We start from the raw sequence: 21,628 nt of genomic DNA, 5'->3' as shown, positions 1-21,628 counted from the left end.
CTAATTTTTTCCCGTTGCCTATATGTAGCTTGGTTTTTTAAATTTTCAAGGGGAATAGAATAATTTTGGAAATCTATTCCTACCAATTTTATTTTTTTATTGTGGTGGGTATTATAATCTTTCAGCCAGTCGATCAATTCAACTATTTCCACACAATTATACAACCCTGCTTTTTGCAACGAATATGGTTCATTTAGAAAAATCAACGTATTGGGCACATCCAGCATAGCGTCCCCGTTAATATATTTATTTAGAAGCGCCGTGACATTTATCGAAGCCTCAAGAGCAATGACATCAATTGACTCATTTTGAATAAGATGTTTAAGGATATCGATCTTTGCCCTATAATATCCTGTGTAAAAATGTTCCGCTTCTCCCAGGCCGATTATTGAATGATGTTCAATTTTCTTCAAAATTTCATCTAAATCTTTTTTCGGCAAGTTTTGACCCAAACAAACATTAGTTATACTTGAGAGTAATAATATAGAGATAGTTATAATGTAACCCATAGACAAAATTTTGCTGCTACCTTCTATAGGATGAAAAACATTTCTTTAATCCATAAAAATATCTAATAGCGTTCAAGTTTTCTTGAAAGATTGCCTGAGTCAAGAAATTTTCTTCGCGCATTTGAAAATCAACAATCCCAGCTATGTCTAAATCTTTAAAATAAAAAGCCAAACCGAAGCTGCTCTCTGACAACGACCCTTGTTATGTCTCGAACGAGTTGAAAAACTATATGAGAGAGGAGTTGAAGATGAAACAGGTACACGGAAGACCGATGCATCCGCAGACAAAGGGAAAATTGAACGGTGTCACAGAACAATGAAAGACGTGGTAAAGTTAATTTTACCATCCTAAAGAACTTATCGGAGCTTTGGGGAAGTTTGTGGATAAGGTATAACAACCACCGCTCTCATGAATCGCTGAACAACCTGACGCCCGCCGATGTCTATTGGGGAAGACCTGAGCGAATCACCGAAAAAAACGGATAAAAACGATTTCAATACAAAGACGAAGAAAATTGTACAATCAACAAAAATTAATAAATTTATAACTCGAAAGACTCCTTAAGGATTAAGACCAACGTGTCTAATTTAGTTTGAAGACATACAGTGTTGCATAGAAAATTGTATTTGAACACCTTACAATAATAATCACGATTATGCCATATCCTTTGAATGTAAAATATCTTCATAGTCATCTACGAAGGTCGACATATTTAAACTCTCCTGTACTTAAAATCTCTTCAACAAAATTGAAGAGATTTTTTGTTACATATCCAATCAGACTTTCATCCGTTAAACACCAAATTTAAACTTAATTGCATTTTAATTTAAACCTTTGAAGAATAAATATATCTTTATATAAAATAATATTTTCTAAAAAGAAATATTTTAAACCAAAATATATGATTTTATGATGCGTCTAGAAAAAGTATTTTTAATTATTCTATCTATAATTCTTTTGTTTTCTTTCAAAAAAAATGAAAATGGGCCAATAATTCCTCCAGAAGTAGCACCTCTAGATCAGATTGCTATCTCAGAAGTAAAACGTAAATTTTTGGATAATGCAATCTAACTAACGGATAAATTGGCTATAAAAGGATCAGTTATCTCCGACAAGAACGCAAAAAACATAGACGATAAAACCTTGTATGTACAGCAAGGCGATAATCTCGAGGGAATAAGAGTTGTTTTTAAAGAAAAACACGCTTATTCAATCGATGATGCTGTAGAAATTAACATCTATAACACGACACTTAGCAAAGCAAATGGAGAACTTGCATTAACAGATGTGCCAAATGAACAAGCCAAAAAAATTGATCTAGAAAAAATTGCTCCACAAATTACTAGCCTAGCTTATTTAGAAGCAAATAAAGATAAACTAGATGGTTCTTTGGTCACGATCAATGCTGGAATGCTAATCTCTTCTACCAATAACCTGAACGGCGACATCCTACTAAAGGATATATCAGGAGATATAGAAGTAGACATAAAAACCGACGCTAGTTTTGCGAAGGTTGAGGCACCTAAAGATTTTATCGATCTAACCGGAATTTTAAGAGTAATCGATGGTAAGATGAGCATAGCTCCAAGAAACCTTGCTGATTTCAACGCATTACAATTTGTAACAGATGATTTTACGACTTGGGAATTTCCGAATGTTCATTTATCTGGTTTGCAATCCGAACTATTTACATCAATTGCTAATTGGTATGGAGATCGGAGATATGGAGCGATTAAGCAGCTAGCTGATAAAAATGATGCAAACTTTACTCAAGCAAATAAATTGTACCCTTATATTCCTACAGATTCGATGTACTCAAGTTTAGGAGTGAACAACAATAATAAGTTGAGTTTAAAAGGCGTGAAGGTTATTAAAGTTACGTTTGCTGGCAGCCAAGCTATCGGCTACACCGAATTTTCAGAGATTAGTAGAACAGATGGACTGATTCGTGTAAATGTTTTGCCTTTCACTACGAATGTTGATGAGATAAAAGTTGGACTAGCACTCCCGATTAGTACCGAAGGAGAAAAAGATGAGTGGGGATTGACAACTCCTTTTGGCCAGAATAAAAATTACCTTATTGCCGCTTCTGAGGCTTACAAAGAAAATGGAAAATTTTTCACAGCAACATTCTTAATTCCAACGACACTAGAAGACATCAGAGCTTTAGGGATTGAATCAGAAAATGCTTCACAATGGTTCGAAAATCCGATTATTGAGATTATCAATCTCTCCTCCAGAAAGACATCTGGAATATCTACAAGTAGAGACGATAGGCATATTCCAATTTTAATTGATAAAGTTGAGTTTGGATTTTAAGACAAATAATTTTTATGCTGTTTTTATTTAATTCAGTTCATCACACTATACCAAAATGCGGGAAACATTCCCGCATTTTTGATGTAAATTATCTATTTCTAGGAAAATAGGATGATTTCTTTTTAAAATTATTGTAAATTCGTTTTAGGTCTTTTATCTATTAACCATAGACGGAATAGTCCATTCCCTTTGAACCTAACAAATGCAATAATTAAAACCTGTTTTTTAAAAACCCCCAAAATATGAAGCCATTTTCCATAACGTGCCTGTTCTTGCTTTTGTCATTAATTGTATACGGTCAAGAAAAAAATGATTTTTCAAAATTGTTTGGTTTTGAGTTGATCGAAAATAATGTTCCTATTGGCTGGAAGTTTTCTTTAAATAAAGATTATGTACTACAAATAGACTCAACGCAAGTATATGGAGGAAAATACGCTACTTCCATAACCTATTCATCAGGAGAAGGATTTGGATCCATTTTCAGCGTATTGCCAAATTATTCTGGCAAGAAAATTACAGTCTCTGCCTTTGTTAAAACAGAAAATGTTACTGAAGGATATGCAGGATTATGGGTGAGAATTGACCCCACAAGTTCATCAGAAAAAAGCATTGCTTTTGATAATATGTCAAATAAGGGCATAAAAGGAACTACAGATTGGACGAGATATGAGATAACGCTTGATTTGAATCCTGAGAAAACATCAAATATTTTTATCGGTGCACTTTTAGTCGGAAAAGGCAAAATGTGGGTAGACGACTTTGCTGTAACCATTGATGGTAAAGACATCGCAGAATTAACTCCAATTCAACAAACAATAGCTCCTGCAAAACAGGATAAGGAATTTGACACAGGGTCAAAAATATCATCCATATCAATGGATCAAAACAACATTGAAAACCTAAAATTTCTAGGATTAATCTGGGGCTTTCTAAAATATTATCATCCATCAATCGCCAAAGGAAATTACAATTGGGATTATGAGCTTTTTAGAGTTCTCCCTAAGGTATTGAAGACAAAGAATAAAAATGAAAGGGATAAGCTTTTTGTTGAATGGATCAGCGCTTTGGGGGAAGTTAATGGAAATTTAAATAGTCAGCCTGTATCAAAAAACTTAAAATCTGAACCAGACTTAAATTGGATTGATGATTCGAATCTATCTGAAGAGCTTGTAGAGCTACTCAGAAAAATAAAGTCTTCAGAGAGAGCGAACGAGCATTATTACATCGGAATGCACCCAAGTGTTGGTAATCCGGAGTTTAAAAATGAGGAAGCGTATAGCTCCATGGCTTTTCCAGATCTAGGCTACCGTCTATTGGCTCTTTACCGATATTGGAATGTAATCCAATATTTCTTTCCGTATAAAGATTTGATAGAAGAAGATTGGAAAAATGTCTTGGAAGAATTTATCCCTAAACTCGAAAATACCAAAAATGAAACTGAATACGCATTAACTGTATTGGAACTAATAGGTCGGATTCATGATACACATGCGAATATCTGGGCTTACAATAAACCTATAAATGAGTATTTTGGTCTTTATTATACTCCTGTAAAGACAGCATTTATTGAAGGTCAAGCCGTCGTGACGGGGTTCTACAACGAAAATTTAGCTAAGCAAAGCGGTATGGTATTAGGTGATATCATCACGAAGGTAAATGGAGTTTCTACAGAAAATTTCATAAAAGACAGATTAAAATTTACACCTGCATCTAATTATGCAACTCAGCTCAGGGATATCTCCAATAACCTTCTTCGGTCAAATGATACGGTTATTTCTGTAGAATTTTTCAGGGACAAAAAGATTCAACAAGCATACTTAAACACATACTCAGATAAAGATTTAAATATTTATTATCAGAATGCTCCAGATACCAGCTTTAAACTATTAAACTCCGACATTGCTTATATAAACAATGGTTCTCTTAAAAAAAGTCACGTAAAAGAGTTTTGGAAGGATTTAAAAAACACCAAAGGTTTGATAATTGATAATAGAAATTATCCCTCAGACTTTCCTATATTTGAATTAAGCAATTATTTACTGCCTCAGCCTACTCCATTTGTTAAATTCACCTTTGGAAGTATCAATAGCGCGGGAACATTTTCTTGGTCTGAAGCGCTACATACAGGCAAACAAAATGACGATTATTATAAGGGAAAAGTGTTGATTTTAGTCAATGAAATTTCACAAAGTTCTTCTGAGTATCATGCAATGGCTTATCAAACACACCCGAATGCTAGCGTAGTAGGTTCAACAACTGCAGCCGCTGATGGAAATATTTCCTTTTTCTATCTACCCGGCGGAATCAGGACAGCTATAAGTGGAATTGGAATCTATTATCCTGACGGAAGAGGAACTCAGCGCATTGGAATTGTTCCAGATATTGAAGTCAAGCCCACAATCCAAGGCATTAAAGAAGGCAAAGACGAGGTCTTAGAAAAAGCTATTCAGATACTTAATGAGGAATGATTTTATTATCCTTCTCCATTATAACGGAATCTGACCGATTTAGTAGACTAAATCTTTAAATTAAATTTGTAAATTCGATATAGTCAGACTTATCTTATTAAGAAATGGATTCTAAATTGTTAGACAAAAAAATAGAACTCATCCAATGGTTATCTACCTTAGAAGATGATGTAATCATCGAGAAATTAGTTAATTTCAAAAATGATGAAACTGAGGAATGGTGGGATTCCATATCTGATGAAGAAAAGAAGTCTATTGAACAGGGTATCTTTGAAGCAGATAATCAAAAACTAAAACCTCATTCCGACGCTAAGAAACTTTTTGCTAACAAGAATACATCAATTTAAAAAGCCAGCTTTACAATCTATCAGCATAGAATTGTCGCTTTTGCTAAGGATACAACAAATACTGCGCTCTCATTTTATTATACGCTTGAAGACCTGGCTCCCAGCTTTTGCGAATCTCATCTTCGCTTAGTCCGGCGATAATCTGATCTCTCAAAACATTTCCTCCGGCCAATTTTTCAAATGGAACAATTTCTTTGCTCTGTTTATTATCGAAGAAGATATCTTTATTCGGGTGCTTGTTATATAGCTCAATTAGCCATGATAAATTAATGCGTTTTGATTCCCTTAATTTTTTCAGATCAACTTGCCGTAAATCTAGGCCAAAACATTCTTGATTCATATAAATTGGCGTTGCGCTCATTCCTTTAATCATGACAGGAGTAAATGAAAATGAATAAATTCCTTTTAACGCAGGACTGCCAATAACCGTAAATGGAAATTGAGTGCCACGCCCCTCACTTAAAATAGTTCCTTCAAATAAGCAGGTCGATGGATACAATAAAATGGCTTGATTAGTATTGATATTTGGCGACATATTCACTGGCGGAATGTATTCCAGATCATGCCTATAGTTCTGCATCGGAATCACTTTTATTTTACAGACAATTCCATTAGCAAGCCAACCTTGCCCATTGATCATATGCGCATATTCACCTACCGTCATGCCGTGCGTAATCGGAACTGGGTGCATACCGATATCCGATTTGTATGCCATATCCAGTATTGGCCCATCCACAAAATAACCATTCGGATTTGGCCGATCTAAAATCAACAATTCCTTTCCATTTTCCCCGCAGGCTTCCATCACGCGATGCATGGTCGCGATATAGGTAAAATACCGTGTTCCGATATCTTGGATATCAAAAATGACAAGATCGACATCAGCGAGCATTTCCTTTGTTGGCTTATTGGTTTTGCCATATAGGGAAACAATTTTTATTCCTGTCAAAGGATCAACCGCATCCTTCACCTTCACTCCCGCCCCGACGTCTCCACGAAAACCATGCTCCGGACCAAAAACTTTAACAATATTCACACCTAGCGCATGAAGACTGTCAACAATCGATTGGTTACCAATCCTTGAAGTCGGATTGACCACCATAGCAATGCGCTTCCCCTTCAAATAACTTAGATAGTGCTCAGTTTGATCTGCTCCAGTACGGATTTGAGAAAAAACGGAATTAGAAATCAGCAAGAAAAGCGATAAGGAGAAAATGATTGGATTAATTTTCATAAGCTAGGATTTGTCTACAAATTGAAGATCTTAACGAATTATTTACTTTGTGTATCGATAAGTTTAGATCGTTTGTTCGTAAACTAAAGTAACGATAAAAAGTAAAAAAGAAAAATTCAAAAGTAAAAAACCTTTATAGCTGCTATCAACATTTGCATTCATCGCTAAAATCCGTAAACCCCTAACTCGGAAAAGCAAGCGTATCAAAATAATATTGGCAGTGATCATGCTTTCGAAGGATTGTAGCTGGCCATTGCGAATCTATAGGTCCATAAATCGCTTGATTGACCGCTTCTGCTTTGTGCTTTCCAACGACAACACAGAACAAAGCTTCTCCTCTCAATAAAGCTGGGATGCTCAAGGTCAATGCCGTTTTCGGAACATCTGCAATCTCCGCAAAACATTTATCATTCACCTGTTGCTGTCTGCAGACCAGATCCAACTCGACTAATTTAACCGTTTCGGAATCTTCAAAATCAGCCACCGGAGGATCATTAAAAGCTAAATGCCCATTTTCGCCGATACCCAAACAAACAACATCAATGATATCTTCATTGATGAGCGCTGCGTACCGCACAATTTCTTCGTCGATCGCATCCTGCGTACCGATGGTATGCACTTGCTGGAGATTGACTTTTGAAAACAAATGATCATCCAGAAACTTCGAAAATAATTGCGAAGCATCTTTCTGAAGGCCTACATATTCATCCATGTTAAATGCAGTGATTTCTTCCCATTTGATACGCTTAGAGTTGGCTAAATAAGCCAATAAATACTGCTGAGAAGGCGCCGCTGCAAAAATCATACGAATGCTTTTCTTCTCTTGCTGTAAATGAACTAAATGCTGTTCTACGGCCTTGCCGGCTGCTTCGCCAGCTTCCTTTGCACTTGAAAAGACATGAATTTGATTATCTAATTCTGACATGTTTTTTTATGTATTTATATATATGTGTTATCCAGTAGCCTTTCGACTTTATTAAATTTAATTGCTGGAGATCAGTGAAAAATAGGTTTAGGTTGATCTCCTTTTTATTTGCGACAAAGCCTATTTTATATATTCAACCTTTTCAATGATCATTTCTTGCTCCTTTCCATCTGATGGAGATTGACCGCGAAACAGCCAAAGGTTGATTTTTAATCGCTCGTCCGTATCCGGTGGAATATTCGTGCCCGAATATTTCCATTCTTGGATTAGGTTGGATGCATTTGGCGTAGCCGAATGACCTTGAACACTAAAGAAATCTATATAATCAGGTTGCCAATTAAAGGCGTGCGTAGATTTATCCGTCAGCAGATTCAGATCGTAGCGAACTTTATTTCCTGCGCGCTCGGAAGGCTGCACGGCAAATTGAGAATCCATATTGTCGGGATTCGACCATTTCGAAAATTCAATATCAATTTCTTCATTGTCGTTCATGTACGTGAATAAACCGCCAACCGCATGCTGATCCAATTTACTGACATCGCTAGCGACATAAAAAATGTACTTTCCATAGCTAAAACTGTTGCGCAAGGTAATTCCAGAGCAATACCAATATCCTCCCTTTTGAACGATCTTCAGGTGCAGGCGACCTTGATCATCGACCCAGACATTGTCTTCGGAATCAGAAAACAGATTCGGGCCAGGACCGAGTTTTGCGGTTCCTGAAGTCCGAACTACCCATTGGAAGCCGGAGAAGGAGATAATCCGATCTGTAGGCTTAGGAAGTTCTTCATCCTCAATTGCTGAGGACGAAGAACATGAACTAAGTACAATAGCCAGCAACATAAGAATGGATGTGAATGGCCTTACTAATAGGACTTTATGCATAGCTGTTATTGTACGTTAATCTTTAATTCGATATTTTCTATAATGGCTCCTGCACGGTCGCGCGCAGTAACCACCAAACCATCTGGCGTACGGTTCACACCATCTTGGATAAACAACAGGTTCATCAGCTCGATATCCAATTGCGTGAATTTAGCACCTTCGCGCAATGTGCTAGCGCCTTTGATCAACCAGCCATTTTTTGGCACGGATTCAATCGTATAAATTATATCTCCGGCAGCAGCTCCGTCAATTTCGAGCACATCGTTGCTAAAGACAAAAACACCTCCATAAGCGACAGAAATATCATTTTTCGTCAATATTTCTAAACTGCTATTGCCCGAAGCTAAAGTTGCAATCAGCATCGGTGGTTTTAATGTTGCATGTTCTTTGGATGCCAAATCATTGGTTTCGTCAGCACCCGTTGCTCCTTCAATCATAAAGGATACGCGACCTGCGGAAGTTCTAGCTTTATAATAATCCGTAATGTCAAAATTAAATGCTGGAACGCTGGCTGTTGTCACGCGTGCGATTCGTGGCGTTGTTGGAAATACTGCATTCGTAAAGTTCAGGCTAGACTCCGACCAAGTGGTGCTCGGTGTTTCATACAGATCCAAAGGCAATCCTCTTGCGTGCGTAAAAGAGACAGAAATCTGAAAACGCATATCCGTCACGACACCTTCTTTTTTGAAATCATCTAGATTAAACATCAGAAATGCTTTGCGGTCATAATCGCCATTATTGGTCACGTGTTTAACGCGCAACAAAGGATTTGTTCCAAAGTTTTTGGTGGATTCGGCTCCCCCATTAACAAATGCATCATTGATGGCATAGATTGTATCCAATACCAAATCCGGATTGACCGTTAAATCTCCTGTCGGAACGGAATAATAAACCACGGCATTCACCACGTGAATAACGCCATTCGTAGGTTCCAGATTTGAGGTAGTGATCTGCCATTGAATGCTCGTGCCTTCATTGATCAATCCAATAAAATTACTTGCATGAGACAAGTACATCAGCTGTCCATTTTCGGTATCATAAGCGATCGGACGATTGTTAGGCATCAAGGTAGGATCTGTAAAAATAACGCGCGAATTCACCACGTGGTATTTCAATAAGTTCCGTAAAATCGGCAGGGGAATATCCTGTACAGACGTGTAAGCATTGTCCTTTAGGTAAGTCCTGAATGCTTTGTTTGTTGGAATAATAAACGTACGGTCCAATGTCGCCGCCTCATAAAGTTCTTCCAACTCGGCATAGACAATCGCCTCTTCGAGAAAAGCCAGCGAATCATTTTGTTGGATATAGCTCCAAGCAGTCATTTCCAACTTCCCATCCACGCCGGAAGGTTCGTAATCAAAATTCTCTTGGATCTCACAGCTACTGGCGGTGACCACTATGGCCACCATCATTGCTAAAAACCGTGTTATAGAATTAATATTTTGCATAATAGGTATGTTAAGAACCTGAATTCTCAGGTTATCTATAAAACTCATTTTGTGATAAACTCGGATTTCTATTGATCGCATCTTCGTGCAAAGGCCATACAAGATTGCGCACATCGCTCAATCCATTGATTGGACCCATAACCTGAATTGCACGTCCCGTACGAACCAAATCAAACCAGCGATGTCCTTCGAAACAAAGCTCGATCGATCGTTCATGCAAAATTGCAGAAACTAAATCGCCATATAGTGCTGTTGCGCTCTGCGCATCTAAGGCATCCAAACCCGCGCGGCGTCTGATCGTGTTCAATAAAGTAAGCGCCTCGTCTGCCTGATTTAAGTTAGCATGAGCTTCAGCTTTCAGCAACATAATGTCTGCCAAACGAACCAACACAATATTATTTGCTGATGGATCTGCACTTTCATCGTTGAAACCTTCGCCGAAGAATTTCCAGATTTTGCGAGGCTGTGCCTGCGTGATATCGTAGATTTTGGTTTTTCTCAAATCACCGTCCTCGAACGAATTGCGGAAGCTTTCGCTTGGAAAATAATCGCTGTCTGACCCTATGGCATATAACACGCGAAGCGCATTCGTCTGTACTTCGTTGTAACCAACTTCAAAAATACTCTCGTTGCTTAGGCCTGCCGAAAAGATATCATTCCAATTGCTCATCGAAACCAATGAATACAATGAATTACCCACCACGCGATCAGCCGATTCAATGGCTTTCGCATAATCCTTGCGCCACATGTACAATTGAGTTAAGAGTGCATCGGCCGCTCCTTTCGTAATCAATACGCGATTGCGTTCACCGCCATAACTCGCTGCACAATTTGCTGACGCGAATATCAAGTCTTCTTCAATCTGATTCAATATAGTTTCCTGATTGGTCACGCTAACGAATAGTTCCTGATTGATGCTTTCATAAGGTTCTAAAATAAGTGGCACATCGCCCCAAACCCGAACTGCATAGAAATAAGCCAATGCGCGCAGCGCACGTGACTGACCCAGCAATTGATTTCTTAGCGAACTGTCGTCTCCTTCAAATACTGTCGGAATGTATTTTATCGCATAATTCGCACGACTAATCATCACGTACAAATTATCCCATCGGGATGAAGTCATTATGGAAGTCAATCCATTTTGCTTTAGCATAAAGGGGTCGCCTGCATGATTGGTCTGCACAGCATCGGCACGTCCTTCGCCCCAATAAGCAAAGTTAAGCCTAAACGTAGACTGAACCGAATTGTAAATACCATATACACCTGCTTGCGCATCGCTTGCACTCTTGTAGAATCCATTGGCAGAAAAACTGCTGATCGGATCTTTATCTAATAGGGAGTCTGAACAGGATCCAAATGCCAATAGCAAAGCACATCCTAAAACTCGTATACTAATCTTTTTCATGTTAATAAGTTTTAAAGGCCAATATTTAATCCGAAAATAAATGTGCGGCTCTGAGGATAAGAACCCTCATCTACACCAACTCGAAGTCCCGAATACGAATTGACATCTGGATCAAATCCAGTGTATTTCGTCCAGGTAATTAAATTGCTGGCAGTTACAAATGCATCTAGCCTGTACAAACCGATTCGCTTAACAAGGTCGGGAGCAAATGAATAGCGTAAATTGACGTTTTTCAATTTAATGTACGATCCATCTTCTACCCATCTGCTTTGCACACGGCTGTCTGATTGCTTAGGATCATCGCGTACCGGTTTTGGAAAGTTTGTTATATCGCCTTGCTCGCGCCATCTGCTCAACGCATCCGTCGATAGGTTGTTGTAGCGAACGACTGAATTGCGCTGATGGTTGATTTCACTGTAAATTTCATTTCCATAAGAGAATTGGAAAAACACATTTAACGAGAAGTTTTTGTAGCTAAAATCATTGGATATACCTCCAAAAAATTTAGGCTCTGCATAACCGATAATTTGTCGGTCATCTTGATTAATAATGTTATCTCCATTTAAATCTCTCCAGATCGGATCACCGCCTTCAAAGACTGGACCCAAAGCACCATGCGTTACGCCATTGACATTATCTTCATCGCGCGCATACACACCATCAAATTCCCATCCATAGAACACGCCGATTGGCAAGCCTTCTTGTAGGATATGGAAATTCCCGTTTTGGATGTAGCCGTTGGTCAATAGATTTTCGGGCAATGAAGTAACTTTGTTGCGGTTCAAACTGATGTTCAAATTACTGTTCCATCCAAACTTACCAACTAGGTTTTTACTTGTTACTAAAAATTCAGCACCTCTATTTTGGATCGTTCCGATATTTTGAGTGATGTAATTAAATCCTGTTGTGTTTGGGATTGGCACGTTGTACAATAAGTCTTTGGTGTTTTTTAAATACAAATCAACAGTCAAGGATAAGCGATTTGCTAAAAATGCCATGTCCAAACCAGCATTGTATTGTGTCGTGGTTTCCCAAGTCAATCCAGCATTTGGCATCACGGTTGGCGCAGCTCCTGAAAAATCCAAATAATTAGATCCTAACGAAAACTCACCTTGCGATGTATAATCTCCAATTGCTTCATTACCCGTCATACCCGCACTGAAGCGCAACTTTCCATCATCCAGAAAGCCAAGCCCATCCAGACCAGACTCTTCCGAAAACCGCCATCCAACGGATGCTGAAGGGAAGTAACCAAATCGTTGATCGCGTCCGAAACGTGAAGAACCATCGGCTCTTAAGTTAAATTCAGCTAAATATTTCGACTGATAATCGTAAGAAAAGCGTCCGAAGTAAGAAAGCATCGCATGCTCTGAGGCAACATTAATTCCTTGGTTGGAAATAACACCTGCGGCATTCAATGTGCGGATATCATCGCTAGGAAAAAACATGCCATCTAATCCTGTACGGTCAAAGCGCCATTTCTGAAAACTTAATCCTAATAAAGCGCCAAAGTTATGAACTTGGTCAACTGTTTTGTTGTAGCTGAAATAACTTTCATTTCCCCAAGTCAGGTTGCCCGAACTTCTGACCGCTCCAGTATTGTATCCTTCCCGATAATCCAATATCGAAGGCATAAATTCATCTTCTTTCATCGAAATGTAATCGAAGTTCAAATTGCTTCGAAACTTTAATTCTGGAAGAATCGCATATTCGACATATTGGCTACCAATCAAGCGGTTGCTTTTATTTAAATGCGTAGCATAAAGTGCAATTCCGACAGGATTACGCCTTCCTAACGAATAGCCATTTAATGAGCCGTCAGGTAAATACATGGACATAATTGGCGGGCGCACTAAAAGCTCGCGGATTACGCTGAGGTTCCCCACTCCTCCTGCATTGATCCTGTTGTTGGTTCCATTGGTAAATGAAACGCTTTGTCCGACCGTTAACTTATCTGAAATATTGAAATCAACATTTAAGCGAGACGTGATCCGTTTGTAGTTTGAATTCAAAATAACACCATCTTGATCCAAGTACGACGAACTCCAAGCGTATTTGGTATTCTGATTGCCACCACGAACCGCGAAATCAACCTTATATTGTGCGGCTGTGCGCATCAATTCTTCTTGCCAATCCACATCTCCATTGTTCATCGGGTTTAGTGAATCGATGATCGTAAAATAAGGCTCTTCCGTTGTTCCAAGATTCGTATACGAATCCAAAATCAATTGGCGGTATTGCGTAGCATTCAAGACACTTAATTTGCGGCTTAGCTCACTTAATCCTGTAGTTACATTCATTGTTACTTCTGGTTTGCCTGCCGCACCGCGCTTTGTAGTGATCATCACCACACCATTCGCTGCGCGAGATCCATAAATCGCTGTCGATGCCGCGTCTTTCAACACTTCAATGGACGCGATATCGGTAGGATTTAAATCCGCTAAAGGATTTAACCCAAAATTTTCAGAACCATTTAATGAAGAAATCGAATTGGATTCAATCGGTATTCCGTCGACAACAAACAAGGGATTGTTACCAGAGTTTAACGAGGAATTTCCACGTACGCGGATGGTCATTTCGCCGCCCGGCGCACCAGAGTTTGAAGTGACCTGCACACCAGCTGCACGACCTTGCAAGATAGATATCGGATCTTGTAAGGCTGTTTTGTCAATTTCTTCCGATCCGACAGAAACAACAGATCCGGTTAGGTTTCTTTTCTTTTGCCGACCATAGCCCACAACAACCATTTCTTCAATCGAATTGGTCGATGATTGAAGAGATACATTGATTGTCTGTTGCGCACCGACTGTAATTTCTTGAGAAGCATACCCCAATATCGAAAAAGTCAATATGTTTCCGGTCGAAACACCCGATAAGGTGTATTGTCCCCCTTCGCCGGAGCTTGTACCATTTGTTGTCCCCTTCACAAAAATATTCACACCCAAAACAGGCTGTCCTGTATCGAGATCAATGACCTTTCCGGAAATTGATTTTGTTTGTGCAAATACAGGCTGAATCCAGAGGAGCCCAAACAGCAAAAGGAAAATTAAACTTTCTAATATCCTAATTCGATTTGAACGAGGATGGGTTAGGTTAATAGTTACACTCATAAGTTGTAATTTTTTAGGATCAATAAAGCATTAGAGTAATGTATAATCAAATATAACTTATCACAATTAATTATGCAAATGTTTGCATTGATTATTTACAAGTTATTTTTAGTTGAAAACAATTATACAAAGCTACAAAACGACTATAAAACAATATAATAACTCATTTAATATGATTTTAGAGGATAAAAATTAATATAAATTATTTAAAATTGAACACAAATATTTATAATTTTAATGCAAACGTTTGTTATACTTTCTTTGTTAACGGTACGTTTATATGCACAATGCATAGAGAAAACAAAAGATTTACATATCTTCGGGATTAATAGATAATTTCGATCAGTTCGATTCCTCTGCTGAAAAGGATGGGATAATAAGTTCGATTAGACATGAAAAAGAAACGGGAAACGCGCGTCACGATTACGGATCTGGCGGAAGAATTAAATCTTTCGGCCTCGACCATTTCACGCGCATTGGCGAATCATCCGGGAATTAGCGAAGCGACCAAACGGATGGTGAATGAAAAGGCGGAAAAGCTAGGCTTCACTCCCAATTCCATTGCTTCAAGTTTTAGGAGCAAAAAAACCAAATCTTTAGGTGTAATTGTCCCTCGAATAGACATTGATTTTCACTCGCGTGTCATTAGCGGGATCGAAGAGTTCGCTTATAAAACAGGTTATCATGTGACTATTTTCCAATCTCAAGACTCTTACAAACGGGAAAAAGAAATCGTTAAAATATTGCAGACGAAAATGGTCGAGGGAATTATTATGTGCCTGGCAATGGAAACTAAGAATTACGACCACCTCAAGAAATTGACGAATTCAAAAATCCCTTTGGTTTTTTACGACCGGACGCCAGATGCTTTTGAAACTAACAAAGTCATGATCAATGATTTTGAGTCGGCCTATGTCGCGACCGAACATCTTATCCAAACGGGATGCAAGCGCCTTGCGCATATTGCCGGGAATCAATCTACTGGCATTTTCCGTTCACGGCTAGAAGGTTTTAAGGCTGCTTTAAAAGCAAATGACCTGCCGATTCATGAGGAGCTAATTAAAGAGACGGCGAATTTGCGTTACGAAGAAGGTGTGAAATGTGCAAACGAATTACTTGAGTTGGATGAGCTTCCAGATGGCGTTTTCTGCGCGAATGACTATACGGCAGCAAGCATGGTTCAGGTTTTAAACAAACATAAAATCAGTATTCCTGATCAAGTAGCTGTAGTTGGCTTTAGTGATTACCCGATATCTAAAATTATTGAGCCAAATCTGACAACGATTAATGACCGAGCTTTTCAAATGGGTGAAGCTGCCGCTAAATTACTGATCGGTCAGATTGAAGACAGTGATTCGGATATTATCGATTATCAAATCATTACCCTGAAAACCGAATTAGTAATTCGGGAATCGACAAAAGGCATCGCTAAATAGTCCAGCGTTTCACTTTATGCCCATAAAAAGCATAATACAAAAGGTACACATAGCACGGAACTAATACCCAATAAGCCAGTTTCAATGAATACACATCTGCAAAATAGCCATACAGCAAAGGCATAATCGCATTTCCGCATAATGCCATAATGAGCAGCGACGCTCCCACTTTCAAAAAACGGCCCAAATTGTCGAGCGCCAAAGGCCAAACTCCCGCCCAAATCATCGAATTCGCAAAGCCCAACAGCACAATAAACCAGACCGACACATCTGTCGTATGACCAAACAAGCTGATTTCTCCCTGCAGGAAAATAACAAAGAAGCTAAAAATCAATCCCAATACCGTACATATTTTCAAAGCAGTCAATTGGCTTAATAATTTAGGTATTAATGTAATTCCCAATAAATAACCAATAATCGTAGCAGTTAAGGTATACGAAGGAAATACTTTTGCTTCAAGAAAAGGAACTCCTGTTTCTGAAACATAGTTGATAATGCTATCCACGGCAATAACCTGCGAACCTACGTGAAAAAAAATCGCTACGCTTCCTAATACCAAATGCGGAAAATCAAGAATACTTTTCTTTCCTGCATTCGAAACTAGAATCTCTTCGTCTTCTGTTTCGGTATCAATTTCTGGCAAAGGCGAATAACGGACAAAAAAGCCTAGAAGCAACAGCACCACAGAAACTACAGCATAGGGAACTATAACACGTGCAATTAACTCATCCAAGGCTTGTTCTTTTTCTAGACCCTGCATCAAGTTGATCTGATTGAAAAGCTCATTATCTGTAGGCTTCAAAATCACTGCAGCAAAAAGCAGAGGCGCAATAATCCCTGCCAACTTGTTGCAGATCCCCATAATACTGAATCGCTGCGCCGCGCGTTCTTTGTCGCCCAAGATTGTGATGTACGGGTTTGCTGCAGTCTGCAAAATCGCAAGCCCAATACCTAACGTAAATAATCCAGTTAAGAACAGCGGATAAATGCGTCCGAATCCTGCCGGAACAAACAAAGCCGCTCCGATCGCCATAGCCCAGAACCCCAACATCATTCCCCGCTTGAAACCTATGCGCTTTAAGATATAGGCCGCCGGCAACGACATCACGAGGTAGGCAATGTAAAAGGCAAACGCGACTAAATAGGATTCGAAATTATTGAGTTCGCAGGCTATCTTGAAATACGGAATCAGGATTGCATTGATCCAGGTAACAAATCCAAAAATAAAAAACAACAATCCAATAATAAACATTGAGATAACTGCATCTCTTTTGCTTAATGACTTAGCCAAAACGGCTTGTGCTTTATTTTTCATACTTCAGATTAATTATCAGAATGAACTAAAGAAACTTGACTGCTTCTGCCCTGTTCGTTGAATGCGCTAAATTGCAATCCTTCTTTAAACGGAATAGGCTTTGAGTAAACCGCGCTTTGTGCAGTAGGCAATGTTCCGTCAGTCGTATAGCGGATTGTAAAACCCGGCAATTCTAAATTTGCATGAACTTGACCATCAATAACGGCTAGACCTGGAGATGGAATCCGATAAGCAAATCCACCATGGTAATTATCCAAACGTTTCAGTTCTTGCTTACCTAAAACAGCATAAAACTCACCCAGTGATTTTCGATAAGCTTGATCGGCTTTAAGGCTATCCAGTTGTGTTTCCCAGCCGGCCTCTTTTGCCCATGCCTTTTCAGCAAACGCCAATACTCGAGGAAAAACCATAAACTCCATTGATTCAGGTGTCTTGATTGTCTCTGACCATAATAAAGCTTGGATACCAACGATATTCTTTTTTCCTGCCTCGGTTAATTTCGCAGATTCTTGCAACACTTTAGGACTCAATTGTCTGCCTAAGTAATTCTTCTGCTGATTCTTCAGGTAATCATATGGAATAAAACTGAATGGTTTGTCCAGTCCAATGAATCCTCCCCAATAAAAACCAGGCTCGTCAAATCGTTTGTAGTAAGACATATCCATGTAAAAATTATTGACAAATGACAAGACAACTTTATAGCCTGCATTGGCTAATCGATAGGCTAAATCTTCATTTCCCAAAAGGTTATTCCACACATTTAAATGGATATTGCGGTCATTAAACGCCTTATTAGGCCCCCAACTCTTTTTGCCATTCGCATCAGTGACTTTGTACAAACCTACTTCCTCCCAACCCGACAAGTATAAATCATGTTTCGCCAGAATGTGATAGACTTTGTTGAAAAAGTAGTCCCAAAGTTGATCTTTACTTTTAACGCTAGCGTCTGTCGCTAACAAGCGCTCTACCGATGGCGATTGTTCCCAAACACCTTGAGGAACCTCATCCCCTCCAAAATGTATGGTTTCTAAATATGCGCCAGCTTCTTTGTAGATGCTCACTATATCTTCTGTCACTACTTCCAAAAAATTGTAAACCGATGGCATCGACACATCCATCACGTTGTCATTCCATTTTTGAACCGAACGGTAGACTGAACGATCGCTCGTATCTCGTAACAAATATTTTCTAGCTTCCTCAGGTTTTCCTTCCGACAGCAATCGATCATGTCTCGCTTGCATAGATTTGATCGCGGCCCGCGCATGACCTGGAGTTTCGATTTCAGGAATAATTTGAATATGCCTCGCCGTCGCGTACGCCAATAGCTCGATAAAATCTTTTCTGCTGTAATATCCGCTCCCCGAATGCTCACCGGTTACCGGACCCGAACCGTAAGATGCTGGAAGATGTGAACGATCAGTACCGGATAAGTGGCCTCGCTGACTGCCTACAGAAGTCAATTCTGGCAAAGCCAAAATCTCTAAACGCCATCCTTCGTCATCGTTTAAGTGAAAATGCAATGTATTTAACTTGTACAACGCCATCACATCCAGCAGTTTTTTAATTTGGTCTTTCGTTTGAAAATTCCGAGCCACATCTAGCATAAATGCCCTTCGCCCAAATCGTGGTTCATCGTATATGGAAACGCATGGAATCTGAATTGCTGTTTGTCTTTCTGTTGCGTATGCTGCTGGATCGATCAATGTTTTCAATGATTGGATTGCATAAAATGCACCAGCGCCTGCACTCGCCTCAATGGTTATGCCCTCTTTTTTTACTTCTAAACGATAAGCCTCCTTTCCTAAATCTGGACTGCTTACAAAATGGATGCTATTTTTCGCTTTTTGCGAAGAAACATGGATTGGCAGAGAATTTCCTAAAAGAGCAGATAATTCGGTTTGCAATAGACCAACTTCCTTCTGAAAAATTGCATCAAATTGAATTCCTGTTGCCTTCGATATCTTAAAACTTCCTTTGTGCTCTTGATACTCAACCGGAGATGGAAATATTTTTTTTACGCTAGTTCCAGCTTGCTGTATAGTGGCATTCTGTTTGAAAATATGTTCAGCAGATTCTTCTGCATCGCCTCCAACACGGTAAAATTTCTTTTCGTCAACAGGAGGAAGAATCTTCACTTTTGGCAAAGGCTGTATTCGTCCATCATCCCAAACCAAGTAAAACCCCTGCGGACTATCATTTAAATTGACTAGCCAAGAATTGGAAATCAATTCATATCGAACTTCCTCACCGATTGCTAAGCCTGAAAAATTAGCGTTCGCTTTAAAATAGAATAAATCACCATTCACATGCGTAACATCGAAGGCCGGGCGCTCGTCATTCGCGCTCATAATGCGGATAAAATTGAAATACAATTTCCATCCTGTTGCAGGCAAAGCTTGATTGCTGCTATTTTTAATCGTGATAACAGAAAGTGCCTGCTCCTTTCCCAAGTAGTTGTTCTCTATCGGTTGCCAACTGACTTGCAGCGACAATGTATCTAAATTCGAAGCTTTTCCTGTAGCAATTCCTAAAAACAGAAGCAACGCAATGCTAATCGTTATTTTCATAGTTTATGGTTAAAACGTATCGTAGTCGAGGATGATTAATTTACTTTATTGTTAGAAAGACGCTGATGCAGCAACCTGATTTTACTATTGCGTAATTCCTTTTCTTGAGCAATTTCGGCAGGATACAACACATGCTTGTTCAGTTTTTCAAAACGCTTATCTAAACCTTTTGTGTCTAAAGCTTCCAATCTTTTCAATAAATCAGGAATAGATGAGCTCCTAAACTGGGGAGAATTGGCTTCAATCTCAATTGCATAGTAAGTCAAATATTGCACGCGGATATCAGCCATAAGCCGATAGTGCTCAAACTCGGCCGCATTTGATTTGGGAGTTAGTTTTTTCAGCGTAGCTGAAGAACTTCTCGCCGTATCTAAAACTGCTTCAATAGAAATTTCAGATGGAGAAACCACTTTCCCTTGCGTCACCTCGTAAGGTGCCGCTCGCAAAGCATTCCAAAAATCAGTGGCTTGCTGATCTGTAAATCCGTATTGTTTTTTTGCGTATCGGATGATAAAGCCATTGATATCTAATGGTTCTGCAGTATTTACTCCCGTAAAGAATGCATCGATTAGCATTGAAAAACCAGAGATTGGATAAACTCTTCGAATGGTGTATAGGTCGACAATATCTCTTGTCGATTCCCACAGTGGGGCATAAAGTCCTGAAGTTGACCATGACGTCATGATCATTCCTTTATAACCAAAGTCGCGGGCAATTGGAATAAAATCGTGAATATTGGTGAAATGTTTTTCCCATTGCGTCAAAAAATAATTGTCAGGATGGCTACGGATTGACGGTGCGCCCCAAACTTCAAATCCGCTCTTCATCAGGTTGGAATGGTCTCCGAACATATTGATATCCCAACCATAATTCCAATCAACAAAAACAGTTTCTTTTGGCAATCCTTCTAAAGCATCCGGATATTTCAAAGCGATATCCGCCCATAAGACTGGACGTTTCCCCAAACTAACGACTAGATCACAAAGCAATTTGATGTAATCACCATACAAACGGCCTTTGCCCACTTCTGCCACTTTCTTTTTTGAAGCTTCAGAATGACCTAATAAATAGGTTTCATCTCCCCCAATATGTATGTATTCAGACGTATGCGTTGAGATTAGATCACGATAGAGGTCGGTAAACAATGCTTTTGCTAAGTCTTCTTTTAAAGGATTGATTTGCGAATAGTCCTTTTGATCTTCCCGCAATTCTTTATATTCGTAGTTTCTCAGAATATATTCCACATGACCAAAACTTTGTTGCAGCGGAATCACATCTATTCCCAATTCAGCACAGTAAGCAATAAATTTTTTGACTTCCTCGCGCGAATAAGCAAATCGATTGGCAATCAACGGATGCTTCTCGAATGGATAAGAAGCTTCCCATTCCATAACTAATGTATTGATCCCATTTTCGCTTAATTTCTTTGCGAACGCTTTTAGCGCAGGCATTGGCATCACTTGAATCCGCAAATCCAAATGAAAACCTTTAACGGCAAAATCATGAAGAGGTTTTGTTTGCGAAAAAACAGGCTGCCTCATAATTAGGATAAGTGCAAGAATGGATACTAATAAATTGAATTGCTTAAACATGCTGTTTAGGTTAAGTACAAAGCTTTAGTTGATGATTTGTTTTGTGCATCATTGCTCAAAACAGGCA

At 39.0% G+C, this 21,628-nt stretch carries 16 protein-coding genes; 6 read left to right on the top strand and 10 right to left on the bottom strand.

The features are described from left to right. Positions 1-509 (bottom strand): erythromycin esterase family protein (locus C4F49_RS14380; RefSeq protein WP_196936540.1); only part of this gene is annotated, 509 nt, incomplete at its 3' end. 303 nt (positions 510-812) lie between these two features. Here C4F49_RS14380 and C4F49_RS14375 point away from each other — a divergent pair. From C4F49_RS14375 to C4F49_RS14355, 5 genes are all read left to right on the top strand, one after another. Continuing rightward, the gene (locus C4F49_RS14375) at positions 813-995 is read left to right on the top strand and encodes a hypothetical protein (protein WP_196936539.1); all 183 of its coding nucleotides are present in this window, start codon (positions 813-815) and stop codon (positions 993-995) included. 424 nt (positions 996-1,419) lie between these two features. Beyond that, positions 1,420-1,581 (top strand): hypothetical protein, encoded by a 162-nt coding sequence (locus tag C4F49_RS14370; protein ID WP_196936538.1) that lies wholly within the window; start codon positions 1,420-1,422, stop codon positions 1,579-1,581. A gap of 12 nt (positions 1,582-1,593) precedes the next feature. Beyond that, entirely contained in the window at positions 1,594-2,829 is a 1,236-nt protein-coding gene (locus tag C4F49_RS14365) for a DUF5689 domain-containing protein (RefSeq protein ID WP_196936537.1), read from the top strand. A gap of 242 nt (positions 2,830-3,071) precedes the next feature. Continuing rightward, a complete protein-coding gene (locus C4F49_RS14360; protein WP_196936536.1) occupies positions 3,072-5,297 on the top strand; it encodes a S41 family peptidase in 2,226 nt (741 codons plus the stop codon). A gap of 104 nt (positions 5,298-5,401) precedes the next feature. Further along, positions 5,402-5,644, top strand: a complete 243-nt coding sequence (locus C4F49_RS14355; protein ID WP_196936535.1) for a hypothetical protein — start codon at positions 5,402-5,404, stop codon at positions 5,642-5,644. Positions 5,645-5,687: 43 nt separating this feature from the next. On the opposite strand, the gene C4F49_RS14350 is transcribed toward C4F49_RS14355, so the two are convergent. The 6 genes from C4F49_RS14350 to C4F49_RS14325 form a co-directional block, all read right to left on the bottom strand. Beyond that, positions 5,688-6,878, bottom strand: a complete 1,191-nt coding sequence (locus C4F49_RS14350; protein WP_196936534.1) for an exo-beta-N-acetylmuramidase NamZ family protein — start codon at positions 6,876-6,878, stop codon at positions 5,688-5,690. Between the two features lie 181 nt (positions 6,879-7,059). After that, positions 7,060-7,803 carry a 6-phosphogluconolactonase gene (locus C4F49_RS14345; RefSeq protein WP_196936533.1) on the bottom strand — a complete coding sequence of 248 codons (744 nt, stop codon included), beginning with the start codon at positions 7,801-7,803 and terminating at the stop codon, positions 7,060-7,062. A 120-nt stretch (positions 7,804-7,923) separates the two neighbouring features. After that, positions 7,924-8,688 carry a glycoside hydrolase family 16 protein gene (locus C4F49_RS14340; protein ID WP_231388322.1) on the bottom strand — a complete coding sequence of 255 codons (765 nt, stop codon included), beginning with the start codon at positions 8,686-8,688 and terminating at the stop codon, positions 7,924-7,926. A 5-nt stretch (positions 8,689-8,693) separates the two neighbouring features. Beyond that, positions 8,694-10,136, bottom strand: coding sequence for a CBM96 family carbohydrate-binding protein (locus tag C4F49_RS14335; RefSeq protein WP_196936532.1), 1,443 nt, complete (start codon positions 10,134-10,136; stop codon positions 8,694-8,696). Positions 10,137-10,167: 31 nt separating this feature from the next. After that, complete coding sequence (locus C4F49_RS14330) at positions 10,168-11,541, bottom strand: RagB/SusD family nutrient uptake outer membrane protein (RefSeq protein WP_196936531.1); 1,374 nt, start codon at positions 11,539-11,541, stop codon at positions 10,168-10,170. Between the two features lie 11 nt (positions 11,542-11,552). Continuing rightward, positions 11,553-14,651 (bottom strand): SusC/RagA family TonB-linked outer membrane protein, encoded by a 3,099-nt coding sequence (locus C4F49_RS14325; protein WP_196936530.1) that lies wholly within the window; start codon positions 14,649-14,651, stop codon positions 11,553-11,555. A 392-nt stretch (positions 14,652-15,043) separates the two neighbouring features. On the opposite strand from C4F49_RS14325, the gene C4F49_RS14320 reads away from it, so the two are divergent. Beyond that, positions 15,044-16,087, top strand: a complete 1,044-nt coding sequence (locus C4F49_RS14320; protein ID WP_196936529.1) for a LacI family DNA-binding transcriptional regulator — start codon at positions 15,044-15,046, stop codon at positions 16,085-16,087. Here the strand turns inward: C4F49_RS14320 and C4F49_RS14315 are convergent. The 3 genes from C4F49_RS14315 to C4F49_RS14305 are packed head-to-tail and all read right to left on the bottom strand — an operon-like array spanning position 16,080 to position 21,510. Then, positions 16,080-17,402 (bottom strand): sugar MFS transporter, encoded by a 1,323-nt coding sequence (locus C4F49_RS14315; RefSeq protein ID WP_196936528.1) that lies wholly within the window; start codon positions 17,400-17,402, stop codon positions 16,080-16,082. The two genes, C4F49_RS14320 and C4F49_RS14315, sit on opposite strands and share 8 nt — an antisense overlap. A gap of 8 nt (positions 17,403-17,410) precedes the next feature. Next, positions 17,411-19,969, bottom strand: coding sequence for a family 20 glycosylhydrolase (locus C4F49_RS14310; protein WP_196936527.1), 2,559 nt, complete (start codon positions 19,967-19,969; stop codon positions 17,411-17,413). Positions 19,970-20,004: 35 nt separating this feature from the next. After that, the gene (locus tag C4F49_RS14305) at positions 20,005-21,510 is read right to left on the bottom strand and encodes a beta-N-acetylhexosaminidase (RefSeq protein ID WP_196936526.1); all 1,506 of its coding nucleotides are present in this window, start codon (positions 21,508-21,510) and stop codon (positions 20,005-20,007) included. Positions 21,511-21,628: the final 118 nt, after the last annotated feature.

Origin of the sequence: Sphingobacterium hungaricum (assembly GCF_015210005.1) — a bacterium.
Classification (GTDB): Bacteria; Bacteroidota; Bacteroidia; order Sphingobacteriales; family Sphingobacteriaceae; genus Sphingobacterium; species Sphingobacterium hungaricum.
This window is presented reverse-complemented; position numbering and strand designations above follow the sequence as displayed.

What these genes read in the sequence shown, in the direction of transcription:
- C4F49_RS14370 (WP_196936538.1), top strand. Translation starts at nt 1,420, where the DNA reads ATGATGCGTCTAGAAAAAGTATTTTTAATTATTCTATCTATAATTCTT.
- C4F49_RS14350 (WP_196936534.1), bottom strand. Translation starts at nt 6,878, where the DNA reads ATGAAAATTAATCCAATCATTTTCTCCTTATCGCTTTTCTTGCTGATT.
- C4F49_RS14360 (WP_196936536.1), top strand. Translation starts at nt 3,072, where the DNA reads ATGAAGCCATTTTCCATAACGTGCCTGTTCTTGCTTTTGTCATTAATT.
- C4F49_RS14315 (WP_196936528.1), bottom strand. Translation starts at nt 17,402, where the DNA reads ATGAAAAATAAAGCACAAGCCGTTTTGGCTAAGTCATTAAGCAAAAGA.
- C4F49_RS14325 (WP_196936530.1), bottom strand. Translation starts at nt 14,651, where the DNA reads ATGAGTGTAACTATTAACCTAACCCATCCTCGTTCAAATCGAATTAGG.
- C4F49_RS14345 (WP_196936533.1), bottom strand. Translation starts at nt 7,803, where the DNA reads ATGTCAGAATTAGATAATCAAATTCATGTCTTTTCAAGTGCAAAGGAA.
- C4F49_RS14335 (WP_196936532.1), bottom strand. Translation starts at nt 10,136, where the DNA reads ATGCAAAATATTAATTCTATAACACGGTTTTTAGCAATGATGGTGGCC.
- C4F49_RS14305 (WP_196936526.1), bottom strand. Translation starts at nt 21,510, where the DNA reads ATGAGGCAGCCTGTTTTTTCGCAAACAAAACCTCTTCATGATTTTGCC.
- C4F49_RS14330 (WP_196936531.1), bottom strand. Translation starts at nt 11,541, where the DNA reads ATGAAAAAGATTAGTATACGAGTTTTAGGATGTGCTTTGCTATTGGCA.
- C4F49_RS14355 (WP_196936535.1), top strand. Translation starts at nt 5,402, where the DNA reads ATGGATTCTAAATTGTTAGACAAAAAAATAGAACTCATCCAATGGTTA.
- C4F49_RS14310 (WP_196936527.1), bottom strand. Translation starts at nt 19,969, where the DNA reads ATGAAAATAACGATTAGCATTGCGTTGCTTCTGTTTTTAGGAATTGCT.
- C4F49_RS14340 (WP_231388322.1), bottom strand. Translation starts at nt 8,688, where the DNA reads ATGCATAAAGTCCTATTAGTAAGGCCATTCACATCCATTCTTATGTTG.
- C4F49_RS14320 (WP_196936529.1), top strand. Translation starts at nt 15,044, where the DNA reads ATGAAAAAGAAACGGGAAACGCGCGTCACGATTACGGATCTGGCGGAA.